The organism is Nonomuraea sp. NPDC048892 (genome assembly GCF_040649735.1).
Lineage (GTDB): Bacteria > Actinomycetota > Actinomycetes > Streptosporangiales > Streptosporangiaceae > Nonomuraea > Nonomuraea maheshkhaliensis.
On record NZ_JBEZFZ010000006.1, the window covers coordinates 48,974 to 68,156 of the forward strand.

19 protein-coding genes are annotated in these 19,183 nt (G+C 71.4%); 10 read left to right on the forward strand and 9 right to left on the reverse strand.

Going from position 1 to position 19,183, the window contains the following annotated elements:
- Positions 1-96 precede the first annotated feature (96 nt).
- Positions 97-465, forward strand: a complete 369-nt coding sequence (locus tag AB0C28_RS21185; RefSeq protein ID WP_357845590.1) for a DUF2516 family protein — start codon at positions 97-99, stop codon at positions 463-465.
- 15 nt (positions 466-480) lie between these two features.
- Here AB0C28_RS21185 and AB0C28_RS21190 read toward each other — a convergent pair whose 3' ends face one another.
- Positions 481-1,119, reverse strand: coding sequence for an SGNH/GDSL hydrolase family protein (locus AB0C28_RS21190; protein ID WP_357845593.1), 639 nt, complete (start codon positions 1,117-1,119; stop codon positions 481-483).
- A gap of 29 nt (positions 1,120-1,148) precedes the next feature.
- Here AB0C28_RS21190 and AB0C28_RS21195 point away from each other — a divergent pair, with 29 nt between their 5' ends.
- On the forward strand, positions 1,149-1,883 hold the full coding sequence (locus tag AB0C28_RS21195) for an alanyl-tRNA editing protein (RefSeq protein WP_357845596.1): 735 nt from the start codon (positions 1,149-1,151) through the stop codon (positions 1,881-1,883).
- Between the two features lie 67 nt (positions 1,884-1,950).
- On the opposite strand, the gene AB0C28_RS21200 is transcribed toward AB0C28_RS21195, so the two are convergent.
- On the reverse strand, positions 1,951-2,313 hold the full coding sequence (locus tag AB0C28_RS21200; protein ID WP_357845599.1) for a DsrE family protein: 363 nt from the start codon (positions 2,311-2,313) through the stop codon (positions 1,951-1,953).
- Positions 2,314-2,356: 43 nt separating this feature from the next.
- On the opposite strand from AB0C28_RS21200, the gene AB0C28_RS21205 reads away from it, so the two are divergent.
- The 4 genes from AB0C28_RS21205 (at position 2,357) to AB0C28_RS21220 (ending at position 4,953) form a co-directional block, all read left to right on the forward strand.
- Complete coding sequence (locus AB0C28_RS21205) at positions 2,357-2,845, forward strand: FABP family protein (RefSeq protein WP_346103163.1); 489 nt, start codon at positions 2,357-2,359, stop codon at positions 2,843-2,845.
- Positions 2,846-2,851: 6 nt separating this feature from the next.
- Complete coding sequence (locus AB0C28_RS21210) at positions 2,852-3,148, forward strand: DUF2470 domain-containing protein (RefSeq protein ID WP_357845602.1); 297 nt, start codon at positions 2,852-2,854, stop codon at positions 3,146-3,148.
- Positions 3,149-3,513: 365 nt separating this feature from the next.
- Positions 3,514-3,927, forward strand: coding sequence for a Fur family transcriptional regulator (locus AB0C28_RS21215; protein ID WP_346103160.1), 414 nt, complete (start codon positions 3,514-3,516; stop codon positions 3,925-3,927).
- Positions 3,928-4,014: 87 nt separating this feature from the next.
- Positions 4,015-4,953 carry a folate-binding protein gene (locus AB0C28_RS21220; RefSeq protein WP_358076565.1) on the forward strand — a complete coding sequence of 313 codons (939 nt, stop codon included), beginning with the start codon at positions 4,015-4,017 and terminating at the stop codon, positions 4,951-4,953.
- Positions 4,954-5,058: 105 nt separating this feature from the next.
- Here AB0C28_RS21220 and dtd read toward each other — a convergent pair whose 3' ends face one another.
- Positions 5,059-5,484, reverse strand: coding sequence for a D-aminoacyl-tRNA deacylase (gene dtd / locus AB0C28_RS21225; protein WP_346103156.1), 426 nt, complete (start codon positions 5,482-5,484; stop codon positions 5,059-5,061).
- A gap of 72 nt (positions 5,485-5,556) precedes the next feature.
- On the opposite strand from dtd, the gene AB0C28_RS21230 reads away from it, so the two are divergent.
- Positions 5,557-6,465 carry an asparaginase gene (locus AB0C28_RS21230; RefSeq protein ID WP_358076568.1) on the forward strand — a complete coding sequence of 303 codons (909 nt, stop codon included), beginning with the start codon at positions 5,557-5,559 and terminating at the stop codon, positions 6,463-6,465.
- A gap of 5 nt (positions 6,466-6,470) precedes the next feature.
- On the opposite strand, the gene AB0C28_RS21235 is transcribed toward AB0C28_RS21230, so the two are convergent.
- Together AB0C28_RS21235 and AB0C28_RS21240 are read right to left on the reverse strand one after the other, a co-directional pair.
- Positions 6,471-8,081 carry a DUF2207 domain-containing protein gene (locus AB0C28_RS21235; protein WP_357845615.1) on the reverse strand — a complete coding sequence of 537 codons (1,611 nt, stop codon included), beginning with the start codon at positions 8,079-8,081 and terminating at the stop codon, positions 6,471-6,473.
- A gap of 28 nt (positions 8,082-8,109) precedes the next feature.
- Complete coding sequence (locus tag AB0C28_RS21240) at positions 8,110-9,186, reverse strand: FAD-dependent monooxygenase (RefSeq protein ID WP_358076570.1); 1,077 nt, start codon at positions 9,184-9,186, stop codon at positions 8,110-8,112.
- A 106-nt stretch (positions 9,187-9,292) separates the two neighbouring features.
- Between AB0C28_RS21240 and AB0C28_RS21245 the strand changes: the two genes are divergently transcribed.
- A complete protein-coding gene (locus AB0C28_RS21245) occupies positions 9,293-10,219 on the forward strand; it encodes a TetR/AcrR family transcriptional regulator C-terminal domain-containing protein (protein ID WP_358076573.1) in 927 nt (308 codons plus the stop codon).
- 2 nt (positions 10,220-10,221) lie between these two features.
- Here AB0C28_RS21245 and AB0C28_RS21250 read toward each other — a convergent pair whose 3' ends face one another.
- The 4 genes from AB0C28_RS21250 to AB0C28_RS21265 all read right to left on the reverse strand — a co-directional run bounded on the left by AB0C28_RS21250 (position 10,222) and on the right by AB0C28_RS21265 (position 17,233).
- Positions 10,222-10,935, reverse strand: coding sequence for a glutamine amidotransferase (locus AB0C28_RS21250; RefSeq protein ID WP_346103147.1), 714 nt, complete (start codon positions 10,933-10,935; stop codon positions 10,222-10,224).
- Positions 10,925-12,154: a MurT ligase domain-containing protein gene (locus AB0C28_RS21255; protein WP_358076576.1), complete on the reverse strand. Its 1,230-nt coding sequence runs from the start codon at positions 12,152-12,154 to the stop codon at positions 10,925-10,927. The genes AB0C28_RS21250 and AB0C28_RS21255 overlap by 11 nt, the downstream gene beginning before the upstream one ends.
- A gap of 79 nt (positions 12,155-12,233) precedes the next feature.
- The gene (locus tag AB0C28_RS21260) at positions 12,234-15,116 is read right to left on the reverse strand and encodes an ATP-binding protein (RefSeq protein WP_358076579.1); all 2,883 of its coding nucleotides are present in this window, start codon (positions 15,114-15,116) and stop codon (positions 12,234-12,236) included.
- A 167-nt stretch (positions 15,117-15,283) separates the two neighbouring features.
- Positions 15,284-17,233, reverse strand: a complete 1,950-nt coding sequence (locus AB0C28_RS21265) for a hypothetical protein (protein WP_358076582.1) — start codon at positions 17,231-17,233, stop codon at positions 15,284-15,286.
- Positions 17,234-17,403: 170 nt separating this feature from the next.
- On the opposite strand from AB0C28_RS21265, the gene AB0C28_RS21270 reads away from it, so the two are divergent.
- Positions 17,404-18,063 carry a hypothetical protein gene (locus AB0C28_RS21270; protein WP_358076585.1) on the forward strand — a complete coding sequence of 220 codons (660 nt, stop codon included), beginning with the start codon at positions 17,404-17,406 and terminating at the stop codon, positions 18,061-18,063.
- Positions 18,060-18,710, forward strand: coding sequence for a hypothetical protein (locus AB0C28_RS21275; RefSeq protein ID WP_357845636.1), 651 nt, complete (start codon positions 18,060-18,062; stop codon positions 18,708-18,710). Before AB0C28_RS21270 ends, AB0C28_RS21275 begins: the two co-directional genes overlap by 4 nt.
- The last annotated feature ends 473 nt before the right edge of the window (positions 18,711-19,183 follow it).

The following is a 19,183-nucleotide window of genomic DNA, read 5'->3' on the forward strand; positions in this document are numbered from 1 at the left end:
GATCCGGAGACGGGCCTTTCCGTTCAGGGGTGCCCGCATGACGGGGACGCCTATTAGGCTGAATCCGATTCATCGGCGTTGGGCGGAGACGAACACATGACTATGATCTACGGGGTCTTCAACCTCCTCTTCCTGGTGCTCGCCGTGGCCATCCTGGGCATGTCGGTCTACGCGTTCATGCACGCGGTACGAGTGCCGACCAACGCCTTCGTCTCGGCGGGCAAGCTCAAGAAGAACCTGTGGCTGCTGATCCTGGGTCTGGCCACGCTGTTCTCGGCCGCCGGGGCGCTGTCCTACTTCGACGCCTTCATGCAGGTCGGCGGGACCACGTTCCTCGGCATCGGCCTCGGCATCTTCTCGATCGCGGCGGTCATCGCGGCCACGATCTACATCGTCGACGTCAAGCCCGCCGTCAAGGGCATGGGCGGGCGCGGCGGCAACAACGGCCCGTACGGGCCCTGGTAACCGGGCCCACCCCATTCAGGCCAGTTCGGCCGCCAGCCAGGCGGCCAGGCTCTCGTGCCCGGCGAGCGTGGGATGCACGCCGTCGGGCAGGATCGCCTCCGGCGGCCAGCGCCTGTCCAGCGGATCGAGGAATGGAACGTTCCACGCCCTGGCCGCCTCCGCCAGCGCGTCGCGCACCCCGTACGCCTTCCTGGGCGGGGCGCTCAGCCAGATCGGGCCGATCATGACGATCTCGGTCCGCGGCCACTTCGCCCGCACCGCCCCCAGCAGCCGCCCGGCGGCCTGGCGCACCTCCTCGGTGCCGCAGCGCCGGTCGTTGTGGCCGCCGGAGACGACTAGCAGGTCGGGAGCCGGGCGCCAGGACAGCTCCTCCTCGAACGAGCGCTGGAACGTGCGGCCCACCCTGCCCGCGTTGCAGTAGCCGGTGCCGCTCGCGCCCGCGATGATCGACTGCCTGCCCATCAGGCGGGCGGTCGCGGACGCGTACGTGCGCCAGGTCGGCACCGGACCCGAGCCGACCGTGAAGCTGTCGCCCACGAACATCATCACCCGAGCCGCCGGGGGGCGGGGCTCGGCGTGCTGGACCGCCGCGCAGGACGGCGCCGCCAGCACCGCGATGACCGCCAGGGAGAGTCGGTTCGTCAGGCCACGCATGACCACCTCAGGGCACTAGGCTGCCGAATATGAGCACCGATCTCCACGGACGTACGCGACGATTGGAACTGTCCGACCAGAATCTGCGTGACTTCGAAGCCGTCGTCCTGGACGCGACGCCCGAAGGGATCGTGCTGAGCAGGTCGGCATTCTATCCGGGCGGGGGCGGCCAGCCGGCGGATCACGGAGTTCTGATCTGGCAGGGTGTCGAGACCCGGATCGTGGGGGTGCGCAAGGGCGACGACCTCTACCTGATCCCGGCGGAGGGCGACCCGATCCCGCCGGCCGGCACCGTGGTCGAGGGCGCGGTGGCCGACGCGCGGCGCTCGGCCCTCATGCGCACCCACTCGGGCCTGCACGTGCTGTGCGGGGTCGTCTTCAGGGACTACGGCTGCCTGGTCACCGGCGGCAACATGGACGAGCTGAGCGCCCGGATGGACTTCAACCTGCCCGAGGTGCCTCCGGGCTTCAAGGAGGCCGTGGAGGACGCCTGCAACGCCGAGATCGTGGCCGATCGCCGCATCGACGTGAAGGTGCTGCCCAGGCCCGAGGCGTTCGCGATCCCCGACATCATCCGCACGGCGACCAACCTGGTGCCGGAGAGCGTCCAGGACGTGCGCATCGTCGACATCGTGGGCCTCGACACCCAGGCCGACGGCGGCACCCACGTGGCCTCGACCAAGCAGATCGGGCACATCAAGGTCGCCAAGATCGAGAGCAAGGGCCGCGGCTTCCGCCGCCTGCGCATCCAGATCTCCGACTGACCGCCGCCCGTGTCCGGGGCGCGCGTGATCGGCCGCCCGCGCGTCCGGGGCGCGGGTCAGTAGCGGGTCAGTAGACGAGGGCCTGGGCGCCGTCGGCGACCGCTTCCTCCACGAACGCCGGCGCGCCCGCGATGCGGACGCCCTCGATGACGTCGTCCACGGTGATGTTCCTGCGCGCCGCGCACTGGGTGCACAGCGTCACCCGGCCGGCCGCGAGGACGGCGTCGAGCAGGTCGGGCAGCGGCGCGGCGTGCGGCAGGACGAACTCCTTGGCCCGCCCGGGCAGCGCGAACCACGCCGACTCCCCCGTCAGCCACAGCGACACGGGTACGCCGCTCGCCAGCGCCGCCGCCGCGACCGTGAACGCCTGGTTGCAGCGCTCGGGAGCGTCGGCGCCGGCGGTAACCTTGATCACCAGTGATCGTGCCATGCCCGCCACCCTAACGCGCCGCCCCCCACTACTCTTGGGGGCCATGGAAGAACCTGAGGTGCACCCGGCCTTGGAGCCGATCTCGTTCCTGCTGGGCCGGTGGGAGGGCGCCGGAGTGGGCGGCTACCCGACGATCGAGAGCTTCAACTTCGGGCAGGAGATCGAGTTCGGGCACAACGGGAAGCCGTTCCTGACCTACGTCAGCCGCACCTGGCTGCTCGACGAGGAGGGCAACCGGGTCAAACCGCTGGCGACCGAGTCGGGCTACTGGCGGGCCCTGCCCGAGCGGCAGATCGAGGTCGTGCTCTCGCACCCGACCGGGATCGTCGAGGTCTACATCGGCGAGGTCGTCTTTCACAAGATCGAGCTGCGCACCGACGTGGTCGCGCGCACCGCCACGGCCAAGGAGTACAGCGCGGGTCACCGGCTCTACGGCCTGGTCAACGGCAATCTGATGTGGGCGTACGAGATGGCGGCGGTCGGCCACCCGCTCACGGACCACATGTCGGCCGAGCTCAAGAAGGTGGCCTGAGCGACCGTGAGCACCCCCTTCACCGCTGACGCCGTCGAGGCGATCAAGCGCCACATGAACGACGACCACGCCGGTGACTCACTGATCATCGTGCGCGGGATGGGCGGGCGGCCCGAGGCGACGAGCGCCGTGACGAGTGACGTGGACGCCGAGGCGATCACGTTCACGATCGACGGCGGGGAGGTCGTGCGGGTGCCCTGGGGCGAGACGCTCACCGAGCGGGCGCAGGTGCGCAAGGCCGTGGTGATGCTCTATCGGGAGGCGTGCGGCCGGCTCGGGCTGCCGGCCCGCGGCGAGCACTGACAGCCCCTATCGACGGGACCTACCGAGGGGGCTACTGACGGAGGATATGAGAAGGGCCCCGGGCATCGCTCCGCCCGCGGTGCGGACGGGCCGGATGGACCATGGTCGGGACGGCGTCCCGCCCTCCGGCTGCCAGGGGCCCCGGTGGTTGCCTCGTAGTCGCTTCACCGTCACGAGACAACAGTCCGCGAGGTCAGCGGACAACCACCTCGCTGATCCGTCTATGACTAACCATTATTCGGACCACCTCCTTTCCGCGTACCAACGAAGCTATGCGGTATGCCGCGAAAGGGGCAAGTGAATATCTTCCGGTGGCATGCGGCCGGACTTCGCGGCCTCCGGATCTCTGCGCCTACACTCGGGACATGACCGAGACGCAGTGGCATGAGGAACTCCGCGCCAAGGGCTACCGGGTCACCCCACAGCGCCAGCTCGTCCTCGAAGCGGTCAAGGACCTGGAGCACGCCACGCCCGAGGAGATCTGCGCCAAGGTCCGCGAGACGGCCCGCGGGGTCAACATCTCGACCGTCTACCGCACGCTGGAGCTGCTCGAAGAGCTCGGCATGGTCACCCACACCCATCTCGGGCACGGCGCGCCGACCTATCACCTGGCGGCCGAGGCCGACCACGTCCACCTGGTCTGCCGGGGGTGCGGCGAGGTGTCCGAGGTGCGGCCGGAGCTGGCCGAGGGTCTGATCAACGGGCTGGACGCGGAGATGGGGTTCGCCGCCGACGTGCACCACCTGACCGTCTTCGGCCGCTGCCGCAACTGCCGCTGACCCGCCGCTCCGCGCACCGGCTCCTGTACGCGCCCAGCGGACGCCCCCTTTCCTGGCCGGCACGCGACTGCGGATAGCCTGGAGGGCATGCGTAGCCCTCTGCTCGACCTCCCCGGTGCCGTCCAGGCAGACGCTCCGGACTCCGATGTGGCGGCGCACTACGGCGACCTGTTCGCCGAGCAGCGCGCGCTGGTCAAGGGAGAGGCGGTCGTCGACCGCAGCAACCGCGAGGTGATCCGGATCTCCGGCGCCGACCGGCTGAAATGGCTCAACGACCTGACCTCGCAGAAGCTCGACTCGCTGCGTCCCGGCGAATGGACCCAGACGCTCGACCTCGACCTCCAGGGCCGCGTCCAGCACCACATGACGCTCGTCGACGACGGCGAGAGCGTCCTCGCCCACGTCGAGCCGGGCACGGGCGAGAGCCTGGCCGACTACCTCGACCGGATGCGGTTCATGCTGCGCGTCGAGGTCACCCTGGTCGACGACCTGGCGGTGCTGTCCACGGCCGGCGAGGACTTCCTGGTGCCGCGGGCCGAGCTGGCCGAGCACCTGGGCAAGCCGCTGGCCGGGCTGTGGGCGTACGAGGCGCTGCGGATCGAGGCGCACCGGCCGCGGCTCGGCTTCGAGACCGACCACAAGACGATCCCCCACGAGGTGGCCTGGATCGGTGCGGCGGTGCACCTCAGCAAGGGGTGCTACCGGGGCCAGGAGACGGTGGCGCGGGTGCACAATCTGGGGCATCCGCCGCGCCGCCTGGTCTTCCTGCACCTCGACGGCAGCGTGGACACCCTGCCGCCGCACGGCGCGCCGGTGATCTTCGAGAGCCAGGAGGTCGGCGTGGTCGGCTCGGCCGCCCGGCACCACGAGCTCGGGCCGATCGCGCTGGCCGTGATCAAGCGTACGGTGCCGGTGGACGCGCCGCTGCTGGCCGGTGGGGTGGCCGCGGCCCAGGAGGTCGTGGTGCCGCCGGACGCGGGCCGCAACGTCAGCATCGATCCGTCGCTGCGCCGCCGCATCCGCTGACCGGCCGCTCCAGCGCCCCCGTCCACCGCCCGCCCCAGCGCCGCCCGTCCCAGCGCCGCCCGTCCCAGCCGCCGATCAGCGGTGGCCGGGCGGTCGGCGGTGGTGTCACAGCTCCAGGATCAGGGTGATCGGGCCGTCGTTGACCAGTGAGACCTTCATGTCGGCCCCGAAGATCCCGGTCTCCACGTGCGCACCCAGTGTCCGCAGCTCCTCGACCACGGCCTCGACCAGCGGCTCGGCGACGGGCCCAGGGGCGGCCGCCTGCCAGGTGGGCCGGCGGCCCTTGCGCGCGTCGCCGTACAGGGTGAACTGGCTGATCACCAGGAGCGGCGCCGAGACGTCCGAGCAGGACTTCTCGCCGTGCAGGATGCGCAGGCCCCACAGTTTGGCGGCGAGCTTGGCCGCCTCGGCACGGGTGTCGCCGTGGGTGACGCCCACGAGGACGAGCAGGCCGGGCTCGGTGACCGCCCCGACCGTGCGCCCCTCGACCTCGACCGACGCGGAACTGACCCGTTGTACGACTGCTCGCATGGAATCCCATTCTGGACCCCGTTCTGAACCAGGAAGAACGGTCCCTACACTCATGCCGAAAGGGGATGTGACATGTCGATGATCGTAGAAGTCGTCCGATCCGGGTTCGTGGAGTCCACGCATCAGGTGCGCGTGCTGACGGCGGACGCCCAGGGGCGCCCGGTCGAGACGAGGGGCGCGGTGCACGTGCCGGTGTCCCCGCGGTCGTCGATGAAGCCGCTGCAGGCGCTCGGCATGCTCCGCGCCGGGCTCGACCTGGAGGGTGAGCTGCTGGCGCTGGCCTGCGCCTCCCACTCCGGCGAGCCCTTCCACGTGGACGGTGTCAGGAAGATCCTGGCGGGCGCGGGGCTGGAGGAGGAGGCGCTGCTCTGCCCTGAGGACTATCCGTTCGACCGGGCGTCCACCGAGCGCGGGCGCGTGCAGATGAACTGCTCGGGCAAGCACTCCGCCATGCTGGCCACCTGTGTGCTGAACGACTGGCCGCTGAGCACCTACCTGGAGCCGGCGCATCCGCTGCAGCGGGCGATCCGGGCGACCGTGGAGGAGCTCACCGGCGAGCGGGTCGCGGCCTCCGGGGTCGACGGGTGCGGCGCGCCGCTGTTCTTCGTCTCGATGCTCGGGGTGACCAGGGCGTTCAGGGCGTTCGCGCTGTCGTCGGAGGACTCCTACGAGCGCAAGATCCTCGACGCGATGCGCGCCCACCCCGAGTGGACCTCGGGCACCGACCGGACGGAGGCCAAGCTGATGCGGGCCCTGCCCGGCCTGATGCTGAAGACGGGCGCCGAGGGGTTCGAGGCGTTCGTGTTCGAGGACGGGCGCGCGGGCACGGTCAAGGTGGAGGACGGCTCGGGGCGCGCCCGCGTGCCCGCCACCGTGGCGGCGCTGCGCTCGCTCGGCCTGGACGCGCCCGAGCTGGCCGAGCTGGCCGCCCCGCCGGTTCTGGGCGGCGGGCGGCCCGTCGGGGAGCTGAGGATCCGCTAGGGCCCTCAGAGGGTGCGGAACTGGCGGGTGGCGGAGATCGCGCCGGAGGTCGTCGTGGTGAACGTGCGCATCGATCCGGCGAACTTGGACAGGTCCCACTCCGCCGGCCCGTGATACCAGTAGAGGTTGTCGGCCTGGTGGCCGTTGCCGGTGACGGAGGCCACCACCCGCGCCCAGTGCTCCACCCCGTCGAAGATCACGGCGTAGGGCAGGTAGCGGGAGAAGAGCTCGACCCGGTGCTGCTCGGGCACCTCGCCCAGCTCGCCGGAGAAGAGGTACTGGCGAAAGCCCATCGTGTGCGCCAGCGCCGCCGAGCCCTTGGCGGTCTTGGCCGGCATGTACTGGCCGCCGACGGCCAGCGCGCCGCCCGCGATGACCAGGGCCAGACCGAGCAGCCCGTACGTGGTGAGCCAGGCCAGCGCCGCCGTGGCGATCAGTCCGACGCCGATGAGGATCACCCCGATCGTGGTCCACCGGGTGCGCTCGGTGTCGGGGCGGCGGGCGAACCAGCCCTGCCTGACCACGTCGGCGTAGAGCGCGTCGCGCACCTTGCCCAGGTGGCTGACGAACGAGCCGGACAACTGCGACAGCAGCACCGCGTCGCGCCCGTCGAAGATGGCGTCGTAGAGGGCCTTCTCGTACGGCAGCAGGTCGTGCACGGGCGCGTTCGGGTTCCTGACCAGCATCCAGTCGGGGGCGTCGTACGCCTGCCGCGGCTGCTCGTCGATGCGCAGGAAGCCGCGGACCGCGAGGTCGATGATGGTGGCGGTCACGTCGACCACGTCGGCCTGCTCGTCCACCAGGGTGCCGATCTGACCGGGCCGGACCCCGTCGGGCGGGGAGAAGTGACCGTTCTGCACCGGATCGACCGCGCCGCCCTCGTGCCCGGCGACCCTGGCGTCCCTGCCGCGCGTCCAGTAGATCAGCGCGACGCCGCCGAGCAGCAGCACCAGCAGGCCGGCCAGCGCGCCGCCGGTGACGGTGTCGAGCGTGAAGGCGGCGGCCAGGGAGAAGCGCCGCTCCAGGATCGGCGCGCCGCCGCTTGAGCCCTTCGGGTAGCCGACGACGACGGTGAGGGCCTGGCCGGCCGGGATCGCCTCCTGCTCGAAGTCCGCCTGGGTGGCCGAGTGGTCCATGGAGGCCGAGGTGCAGCCGATGGCGGAGGTGAGCTCGCCGGCGAAGCAGGACAGGTTCTGGACCTGCCCGGGGCCGCTCACCTTGACCGTGGCCTTGGCGACCTGCTGGTTCCAGCCGTTCACGGCGAACCAGCGCAGCTCCTCGACACCGCCCGACGTGGTCACCGCTCCCTTGACGTCGTACTCGACGGTCTCGCCCGTCACGGTGAGCACGTCGCCGCTGAGGGTGCCGCCCTTGACGTTCGCGATCTGGTAGAGGCGGTCGTTGGCGTCGTCGTACCGCGTCCTGGTGATGAATGTCCGCTTGAGCCCGCCGGAAGCCCCGGTGATCTTCTCGACCACGTGCAGGGTGCCGTCCTTGCCGAGGGTCATCGTCACCTCGTCCGTGATCCCGGCCTCCGCTGCCAGGGCGGCGGGGGCGGCGGTCAACGTCAGAGCGGTGGCCGCCAGGGCGGCCAACGTGAGTCTGATACCCGTCATGGCGGGAAATCGTAGCGGTTAAGCCCTGTCAGTCCAGCGTGATGCCGGCCGCCGCCCGCTGGACGCTCTCCGGAGCGGCCCCCTGGCCGGGGTTCTCGTGGGCGAGTGCCTGGTTCGCCGCGACGAACGGGCGCATCCGCTCCTCATAGCGCGCGTACGCCGCATGCGGGTCGCGAGCGAGCTCCTCCGCCAGCACGTACGCCCCCACCATGGCCAGGCTCGTGCCCTGCCCCGACAGCGGCGAGGCGCAGTAGCCCGCGTCGCCCACCAGCGCGACCCGCCCCTTCGTCCAGTGCTCCATCCTGACCTGGGCCATGGCGTCGAAGTAGAAGTCGTCGGACTTCCACATCGCCTTCAGCAGCCGCTCCGCCTCGAAGACCCCGGTGCAGTGCTCCTGGACGAGCCGCTTCTGCCCCTCGACGTCGCGGTGGTCGTAGTCGATCACCTCGGACCTGAAGCCCAGGTTGACCCGCAGCTCGCCCGGGTCGCGGTCGCTGAACAGCGCGCCGCCCGCCTCGCCCTCGTTGAACCAGGTCTGCCAGCGGTCCAGGCCGAGGAAGTTGGGGGCGGTGTAGATGGAGACGTAGGTGCCGAGGTGGTGCACGAACTGCCGCTCCGGGCCGAAGGCGAGCCGGCGCACGTTGGAGTGCAGCCCGTCGGCGCCGATGACGCGGTCGTAGCGCTCCACGCGGCCGCTCTCGAACGTCACCTCGCCGTCCTCGCTCAGCATGGCGATCGAGTCGCCGTAGAGATAGCGGGCGTCGGAGGCGCCGAGGAGGATGGCGACGAGGTCGTCGCGCATGATCTCGACGTCGGGGCTGTCGAAACGTCCGCCGCTCAGCGTGCTCTCCTCGTCGCGCATGAGCTCGTTGCCGGCCGTGTCCACCATGGACATGCCGCGCATGGTCGTGCGCCGCGCCTTGATCCGCTCCAGCAGGCCCATGCGCGCGGCCACGGTGAGCGCGGCGCCTCTGATGTCGACGGCCTGGCCGCCCCTGCGCGGGGCGGGGGCGCGCTCGACGACCGTGACGTCATGGCCGTGCCCGCGTAGCCAGTACGCCAGCACGGGCCCGCCGACGCTCGCCCCTGACACGAGAACTCTCATGATCTGCTCCTTGCTGTTGACGTTGTACGCGCAACTGAATGTACGCAGTACATACAGCAGGCAGCAAGGCTATAGTGAGAGGATCTGTCCTAGTACAGGAGGACGCATGACCACCCCTCCCCACGCCCTGATCGCGGCCGACCTCAAGCGGCGCATCGCGGAGGGCAGGCTGCGCCCCGGCGAGCGGGTGCCCTCGACCAGGCAGCTGGCCCGCGACTGGAACGTCGCCCTGGCCACCGCCGCCAAGGCGCTCACGCTGCTGGCCAGGGAGGGCGTCGTGGTGGCCGAGCCGCGCGTCGGCACCGTGGTGGCGCGGGCCCGCGGCCGGAAGCCCAGGCCGACCGCCTCCGAGCACGACCTGACGCGGCAGCGCGTGGTGCGCGCGGCCGTCGAGCTCGCCGACGCGGACGGGCTGGCCGAGCTGACCATGCGCGCGCTCGCCGACCGGCTGGGGGTGGCCACCATGTCCCTCTACCGCCACGTGGGCGGCAAGGACGACCTGGTGGTGCTCATGGTGGACGCGGCCGTCGCGGAGTTCGCGCTGCCCGACGAGCAGCCGGACGACTGGCGGGCCGGGCTGGAGACGATCGCCCGCCTGCAGTGGGCCGCCTACCGCGCCCACCCGTGGATGGCCGGGCTGAGCTCGATCACCCGGCCGGTGCCCTCACCCGCGCTGCTCCGGCACACGGAGTGGGCCATGCGGGCGCTGGCGGGCAGCGGGCTCGACGCCGAGACCAGGATGTACGTGCAGATCACGCTCTACGGCTACGTGCAGGGCATCGCGGCCAACATCGAGAAGGAACGGCGGGCCCAGGCCGCCACCGGGGTCACCGCCGACGAGTGGATGGACGAGCAGGGCGACGAGCTGCGCTGGATCGGCGAGTCGAGGGACTATCCGGCCTTCGTCCAGCTCCTGGACGAGCTGGGCGAGTTCGACCTCGACCTCGACCGGCTCTTCGCGTTCGGCCTCGGCGCGCTGCTCGACGGGCTCACCCCGCTGATCGAACGCGACCGAGGCCGGAATGGGCGATGACGTCAGCTCTGCAGGACGGCCGTCAGCCGCTCCTGGCGCAGGGCCTCGTAGCGGGAGTCGTCGAGCGGGGCCAGCTCCCCGGCCCGCCATGACAGCAGCAGGTCGGCCAGCGCCGGGTTGCGGGCCAGCGCGGGGCCGTGCAGGTAGGTGCCCACGACGTGGCCCGCGTAGCAGCCCTCGAACCCGTCGCCGTTGCCCACGCCCTTGATCGTCTGCGACAGCGGCCTGACGCCGGGGCCGAGGCTGGTGACGCCCATGTGGTTCTCGAAGCCGGTCAGCGTGGGCAGGTTGAGCGCGGCGTCCACCTCTGCCACCAGCTCGCCCACGGCCCGCGCCGGACCCCGGGTGCTGGCGATGTCGAGCAGGCCGATGCCGTCGACCGGCTGGCCCTCCTCGCCGCCGAACGTGCTGCCCATGATCTGGTACCCGGCGCACACGGCCAGCATGGCCGCCCCGCGCGCGATGGCCCGGTGCAGGCCGCCGTCCCTGCGCAGGCGCTCGGCGGCCAGGATCTGCGGCCGGTCCTCGCCGCCGCCGATCAGGTAGATGTCGCCGGTCTCGGGAACGGGGTCGGCCGAGCGTACGTGGATCGTCTCGGTCTCGATGCCCCTGCGCTGTGCCCGCTGCTCAAGGACCAGGACGTTGCCCTGGTCACCGTAGGTGCTCAGCAGGTCGGGGTAGATCCAGACGATGCGAAGGGCACTGTCAGACGGCACGGCCGAACTCCGTTCGGATGTCCTGGAAGGCGGTGTAGTTGGCGATCACGTCGACCCGGCCGGGCGGCTGCATGGCCAGCGCCTCCGAGAACGTGCCGCACAGCGTGAACGGCACGTCGGCCACGTCGAGCCTGAGCGCCATGTCGAGCCGGCGCTGACCGGTGACGAAGACGGGCCGCCCGCGCAGGATGCGGTAGTCGACGTCCCACAACCACGAGGTGTCGCGGCCGTCGGGGCCCTGCGCGTTGACCGACAGGATGATCGGGAACTGCGGGTCTGCGACGTCGAACGCCTCCAGCCAGCCCGCCGGGTTCTTCGCCAGCAGCAGCCGCGCGTGCCTGCCGTCACGCTCGACGGTGGTGTAGCGGCCAGCCACCGAGGTGACCTCGCGCAACCTGGGCAGCGCCTGCTCCACCGGCAGCCCGAACGCGTCGGCCACCGCCAGCGCCATCACCGCGTTGGAGCGGTTGGCCTGGCCGGGCAGTTGGATGTCGAGCAGCCAGCGCTGACCCTGGGGGTCGATCGCCGCGTCGTCGTCGACCACCCACTGCGGCTCGGGCCGGTGGAACGTGCACTCCCTGCACGCCCAGTCGGCGTCCTTGCGGTCGAGCGGGCCGCCGCACTCGGGGCAGCACCAGGAGTCCTCCTTCCAGCGCTGCCCGCCGGCGACCCAGGTCACCTTGGCGGCCGTCGAGGCGCCCCAGGTGACGAGCGGGTCGTCGCAGTTGGCGATCACGTGGGTCGGCTTGCCGGACAGCGCCCTGCGCCACTTCTGGGCCAGCAGCCAGATCTCGGCGGCGCGGTCCATCTGGTCGCGGCTGAGGTTCATCAGGCAGACGACGCTGGCGCCGGTGGTGTCGAGCACCTCCGGGAGGTATTTCTCGTCCACCTCCAGCACGCCGTAGGGGGCCCGCTTGTGCTGGGAGAGCGCGGAGACGTGGCCGGCCGGCATGTTGGCACCGAAGACGTTGGTGGCCACCTCGCCGAGCTCCAGCAGCGCCGACGTGATCAACCTGGTCGTGGTGGTCTTGCCGTTGGTCGCACTGACGAGGGCCAGCTTGCGATCTCTGGCGAGCTGGCGCAGGAGGTCGGGCTCGAGCATCAGGCCGACCCGCCCGCCGATCACCGAGCCGTCACCACGCCCGGTCATCCTGGACAGCGTGGCGGCACTGCGGCCCAGGGCGCTGGCGAGCTGGGCCCGCAGAGGAAGCTGGGTCATGTGCATGGATCCTAGTCGTCGTTGACCCCAAGTCTGGAGAACCACAGCAAAACGCAGCCCGCCGGCTAGCCGGCGGCGGTCAGGCGGGGGAAGGGGCGGGCTCGGCGAAGGCGATCTCCGGAGCGCCGCCCTGCTCGAACGGCAGCACGAACCTGCGCGGCCACGACAGCACCCCCTCCAGCCAGCCGGCCCCCATCGTCTGCCCCACGTGCCTGATCCTGGCCGAGGCCTCGACGCCGATGGCGACCGTCACGATGTCGCGCTGCACGGCCTCGGCCTCGTCGTCGCCGAGGATGACCCGCCAGGCCAGCGCCCGGTTGTGCTCCACCTCCATCGACAGCGGATGGTGGCGCAGCGCCTTGGCCCGGTGGCCGAGCAGCTCGGCGTGGATCAGGTCGCCCGAGCCGTTGCCGTTCGGCGGGCGGAACAGGGCGTACTCCATGGGCGGCGCGGGGCTGCGCAGGTTCGGGGCCGGCTGCCCGTACGGGAAGAGCCGGTCGACCTCGTGCAGCCAGCGCACCTGCGGGATGACCCACGACGCGCCAGGGCGCTCGCCGCCGCCGTCGAGTCCTGACAGCAGGCGGGTGGCGGTCTCGGCGGCCTTCTCCGTCAGCAGCGCCGGATCGAACCAGCTCCGCAGCGACCAGGCGCGCCGCTGCACCGCACGTTCGACGAGGGTGGCGAGCAGGCATTCCCTGCGCCGCGCCGGCAGGTCGGCCCAGGCGGCCGACAGGGCGCGCGGCACGCCGGGCAGCGGCCGGTTGCTGACGAAGGCCAGCACGACCGTGTCGCACCAGATGCGCAGCCAGGCCCAGTCGGAGGCGTCGGCGAGCACGTCGGCCTCGCGCAGCTCCACCAGCGTGCACGCCTGCCCGGTACGGCACTGCGCCCCGCACGCGGCCGACCTGCGCCCCCGGATGGGCGGCGGCGGTCCTGGCAGCACCTTCTCCCTGGATTCCCCCAGCGGCACGCGCACCCGCAGCGGCCGGTCCATGCCGTCGGCGAACACCGCGGCCGAGCCCGGCTGGAGCGAGACCACGTGGCGGGACTGCTCCTCGCTCAGGTTCATGGCGGCCCCGACGAGCGACCTGTCGTCCTCGGCGGGCAGCCGGTGCACGACCTTCAGCGCGGTGTTCTTGACCACGTCGGAGATGAGCTTGGTGGGGATCTGCTCGGCCACCACGATGCCCTCGCCGTACGCCCTGATCTCCGCGAGCAGCCCGGCCAGCAGCTCCACGGCATGGGTGGAGGCCCGGCCCTGGCCGCGGTCGCGCAGCAGGCGATGCGCCTCCTCGATCACGATGACGTGACGCAGCTCGGGGCTGCGCTCCCGCCTGGCACGCATGCGCAGGTGCTCGACGATCCTGATGATCAGCGTGCCCATGAGGAACGCCTTGTCCTCGTCGTTGGCCACGTCCTCGATGGCCAGCACGACGTCGCGTTCCAGCAGGCCGCCGATGTCGGCGGGGTGGCCGCCCTCGAAGAAGCGCCCGGCCGAGCCCACCCGCAGCGAGCGCAGCCGCAGCGAGATGAAGCCTTCGACGTCGGCCTGCACCTCGCGGCCGTACCCGATCTCCTTGATGACGTCCATGGCGTGCTGCTGGAGCTGTTCGAGCGTGGGCACGCTGGGCGGGACGCTGGAGCCCGGCACGGCGCCGCCGGTGACCACGTCCCAGCCGGTGGCCTCGTAGACGCGCTGCAGGGCCAGCGACATGATCTGCGGGAACGGCTCCTCGGCGTCGAACGCGGCCATGAACAGCGCCCTGACCATGTCGATGTGCGCCTGGACCGGGTAGCCGGGCTCGGGTTCGAGCGGATTGACGCTGAACGGCACGCCGTCGGGGGCCGACGGGTTGATCACGGTGACGGGGTCGTCGACGCGGCCGGCCATGGCGGCGTACTCGGACTTGGCCGGCTCGATCGCCAGCCACGGGATGCGGGCCCTGCTGAGCTGCTCCAGCAGGTGCCGTACGGTCTGGGACTTGCCCGACCCGGTCGCCCCCGTGACGAACGCGTGCCGGTTGAGCGTGGACAGCGGCACCCGGAACGTGCCCACGCCCCGGTCCTGGCCGTCGAGGATCTCGCCCAGCTCCAGCTCTCCGCCGGTGGCGCCCTCGTTCGACTCGGCGGTGACGTCGAAGAAGCCGGACTCCAGCACGCGCACGCCGGGCACCTCCCGCCTGGGCAGCCCGGCCAGCGCGGCCAGCGCCCCCGCCGTGGCCGCGAACGGCGCCGCGGCGCCGTCGGACGGGTCCTGCATGGTGACGGCCAGCGCCTCCGACAGGGCGTAGGCGGCGCCGTGGGAACTGCGCAGCCGGTACGGGTGATGGCTCATCTCGACCGACCCCACGAGCACGGGTGCGATCTGCCGCAGCTCGTCGGCAGTGGCGCCGCCGGCCAGCACGCGCACGTTCCACAGGCCCGCCTCGCGGAAGGCGTCCAGCTCCTGCATGCGCCGCTCGGCCCGCTCGGCGTCGAAGCGGGAGCGCTCTGAGGCGTCGCCGTACTGGCGCAGCACGTTGAGCTGCGTGCGCAGGTGCGCCACCTCGGCGTCGAGCAGGTCGGTCGGCTCGGCGACGACGAGCCAGGCGAAGGGCCGCGACATGAGCGTGACCAGCGTCGACTCGAACAGCGTCGGCCGTTTGAGCTCGTCGGGGTCGAACTCGCGCCCCCTGCTCCCCAGCGGCGGCGCCTGCCGCCCCGGGCATGGCGCCCACACCAGGTCGGCCAGGTCGGCGAGATAGCCCTCGTCGAGCTCCGTGCCGCGCGCCCCGCCGGGGAACAGCAACGGCTGCGGCCCGCTCGGGTGACCGGGCGTGTCGGTGGCCCGGCGCGGCTGGCGCGGCGGCGACAGGGGCCCCGCGTTGGTGATGAGTTCGAGCGGCGCCCCCGATCCTCTCGACAGCCAGCCGATGACGAAAGGCCGGTCGCGCTGCGCCGCCGACAGCACCGCGGGAAGCACGGTGACGAAGTCCCACTCTGCCGACGAGCTTCGCGAGGGTGCTGCGATCGATTGGATTCGATACCAGGGCCCGCTCAGCGAGACACTCGGCTGCATTTCATTCCCCCACAGACGGTTCTTTGTTAAATTCCGCCAACCGTCAGCTCGTCACCTTGACATTGACCATGTCATTGCCTGCCCTTGCGCCAGTCCAGGCGTGGCGGTGGTGGCCCGAGGTTCGGCGGCGGCTCTCCGTCGCCGTCCCCAGCCCTGGGATCGAGCGCCAGTACGGCCTCGCGCACGTCGTCCAGCTCGCCGAGCGTGGTCTTGGGAAAGGTGAGGATGGCCGGGTTCGCGTCTGCCAGGCGTACGCGCCTCCCCTCTGCCGTGGCGTCCGTGACGATCACGGACGTCGTGGGTAGTTGCTGGAGCTGGTGCGGCTCCACAAGAAACTCACGCGAGCGCTGCAGCACCCGCTCCTTCTCCGCGATCTTGTCGGCGGTCCTGCCCCACTCCGTGGACTCGGTGATGTCGCCGGCCAGGTCGTCGTGGTTCTCGTCGCGCCCTTCGTGCTCCTCGTCGTCGATCTGCGCGACGGTCGAGGTGTAGCCGCCGTCGAGTCCCGGCAGCGAGTCGCTGATCGTCTCGGTGAGCTGGGCCAGCTCAAGCCGGTGCTCGGTGCCGACGTGCTCGCTGGCGACCCGGGCGTCCTCGGCGTTGCCGAGCCGCATGAACGCGACCGCGGCGTGCCCTCTGCCGAGCCGCTCGCGTACGGACGGGGTCAGCGACCGGTACGTCAGCACCAGGCCGGTACGGGAGGTCTCGCAGGCGTCCATCAGCCGGTCGAGCACGTCGCCCCTGAGCTTGTCCGCGCCCGCCACGATGATGGTGTGGTACCAGGGCCGGTCGGAGGCGGGCGACTGGCGCAGGATGTGGGTCAGGGCGGTGGCCACGTACGTGCCGAGCACCCGGTTGCCGAAGACGCCCGCCTGCCGGTCCATGCTCACCACGCGCAGCCTGGCGGGCGGCAGCCGTACGGCCTGCGTGCCCAGCGTCTCCAGCTTGCGCAGCTGCGACTCCAGCGCCCAGGCCCGCTCGATCACCACCCGGTCGCTGACGCCGCGCCCGAACAGCGTGCCGATGCGTTCGAGCTGGGTCGCGGTGATCAGCCCGAACCTGAGGTCGTCGCGCGGGTCGCCCACCTGCGCCAGCGCCCGCAGCGCGGCGGTGACCTGGCTGATCGTGGCGTTCTCGCCGAGCACCTCCAGGACCCGCTCCAGGATGGCGTTGTCGAAGCTCAGGTCGCGGGTGGTGCGGTGCTCCTCGCTCACGCTGACGACGTGAGCCAGCACGTCGGCGAACGCCTCGGGCTTCAGCGTGGCGCCCAGGTCGAGCTTGGGCAGGTCGACCGGCAGCACCCACACCAGCGGGTCGTCGCCGCCCTTGCGGGCCAGCTCGATGAGGTCCTTGGCGATCGCGCCCTCGGACAGGTCGAGCACCGTCAGGTGGCCGCCGCTGTAGAGCCGGGTCGCGCCGAGCAGCGTCACGAGCGCCGACCAGCCGGGTAAGGTCCCGCCGGCCACGTCGATGCGGTCGATCTCGTCGGGCACCGCCACGGCGTACCAGGTGAGCTGCTTGTCGTGCCGGTCCTTGGACTCCTGCCACTCGCGGTAGCGCCGGGCGTGCTCCTCCTGCGCCTTGAACAGCTCCTTGTCACGTTCCCGCTGCTGCCGCTCGTCGCGGGCCTGCTGCTCCAGCACCCGGTAGCGGACCGCGCGGTCGCCCTGCATGAGCGCGAAGCTGCACACGGCCGCCACGCCGCCCGCGGCCACGAGCCCGACCAGGGCGAACGACCAGGGCAGGTAGCCGGCCAGGGCGGCGGCGAGGATCAGCACGGTCAGGACCAGCATGAACAGGCGGAAGACCCGGACCGGCCGGTTGAGCATGTCCTCCTGGAGCCGCTCGCGGCGCAGCAGTTCGAGGCGGGCGGGATCGTCCTCGGCCTCGGCGGCCGGCTCCTCGGCGGGAGAGGGGCGCCTGGGCGGCGGGCCTGGGTCGGGGTGCAGCAGGATGTACTGCCAGCCCAGGTAGATGCGGTCCGCCTGGAGCTGGGCATGCTCGGGATGCACGTCCGCCACGTGACCCTCCGGCCGCCGGTATGTCATGAGGAGTAGGGATCAGCCCTTTCCGCTCCGTGACAGCGTATGAGCTACAAGGCCCGTAGCGGCAGGGTTTCTCGGCAATTCGACCAGTCCGATGGGAGCATTGCGGCAGATGGGACAAGCGATACCTATTACCATCCTTACCCATGACGGAACCCTCCGGCGGCAGCACTGACAAGCCCAGACGCCCGGTAGTGGTGCCCGCGATCGCCTTGACGGCGTTCACGGTCGTCGGCATCACCGCTCTGCTCGGCGGACTCAGCGAGGCTCCCGACGAACCGGAGACCCTGAGCCCGGGCGCCGTGCTCGACCAGGGCCGCTACTCCACCAAGTTCGTCGGGTCACGGGTCACGGTGGAGAAGGCCCAGTTCGACTGGGAAGAGGACAAACGCTTCGTCGAGCTGGTCTTCGACGTCGTCAACCTGGGCGACGACACCTCCGGGATCGGGATGCCGCCGGAGAAGCTCGAGAGCGCCGTCACGGCCGGTGACTTCGCCGGCTCCCTCCTCAAGATCACGCCGGCCTTCTCCAAGGACGCCGGTCCGTTCACGTTCGTCCGCGTCAAGGGCGGGGAGAGCAGGCAGCTGCACCCGGGGGTGCGGAGCGAGGTCGTCCTGCGGTACCGGCTCAAGGAGAACGAGCAGCCGCCGGAGAAGATCACGCTCGATGTGGGGGCCTTCGAGTATTCTGCCGACCCCGTCGCCGCGCTGCCGTACTGGTCGGTGGCCAGCAAGGAGGTCGGCGACAAGCAGATGCCCGAGATCAAGGCACGGGTCGTGCTGCCGGTCAAGGAGGGCACGACGTGACCACCACCCAGCAGCCTTCCTCCATGGCCCCGGCCCGCGGCGCCAGGCGGGCGCAGCGCCGGTCGGGCGGCGGCGCCGCGACCAAGGCGCTCGCCGCGCTCGCCGGGGTGGCGCTGATCGCCGTCGCCATGTGGGTGCAGAGCTTCCACCTGTCCGAGCTCGAAACCAGCGATCCGCTCGTCTACAGCGGCGCCAAGGGCGACATCGTGGACGCGCGGCGCTTCAGCCTGCAACTTGAGGACTTCTTCGCGGCCAAGTCGATCAAGAGCGGCGACAAGACCGTCCAGACCGACCAGATCTTCCTCGTCCTCAAGGTCAGGGCCAAGTCCACCCTCAAGCCGTACCACCTGGGGCAGCCGGTGCTGACGACCGCCGACGGGAAGAAGTTCGACGCCACGGACCGGGTGAGCAGCAGCCAGACGCTGGCCGACAAGTGGGTGCAGCCGGACATCTGGCGCACCGGCCAGTCCTACTTCGAGGTGCCGCCGGCGGCCCTGGCGGGGGCGACCGTCACGTACGCTCTCCCAGGCTCCTTCCTCGTCGAGTCGTACCAGCCGGAGGTCGAGATCGATCTCGGCCTGGACGAGGAGGGCGCGCGCAAGCTGGCCACGTCGGCGCAGGCCGTCTACTCGACTGACAAGAAGTGATCGCGGTATGAGTACGAACGAGGAGCGCGACTGGTTCTCGCCGAGGAGCGAGAGGCAGCCCGACGACCCACCGACGCCATCCGGCCCTCAGGCGCCGCCATCCGCCCGGCAGGGTCCGCCGTCGGGTCGGGAGGCCCCACCGGCCGGTCAGCACGCTCCTGACGGCCTCCAGCCCCCGCCCTCCGGACGCCAGACCCCCGACGGCCTCCAGCCGCCACCTTCCGGCCAGCAGCTCCCTGAGGGCCTCCAGCCGCCTCCGTCCGGCCACCGGCTCCCTGACGGCCTCCAGCCCCCGCCCTCTGGGCGGCAGGTCCCTGGCAGCTTCCAGCCTCCGCCGGCCGGCCGGCAGCAGCCTGCCGGGTTGCGGCCGCCGCCCGTGCAGCCGCCGGCCAGTCCGCAGCAGCCCGCCGGGCTCCAGCCGCCGCCTGATCGGCAGTCACCGCCGTCGGGGCGGGGCGCGCACCCGGCCGTGG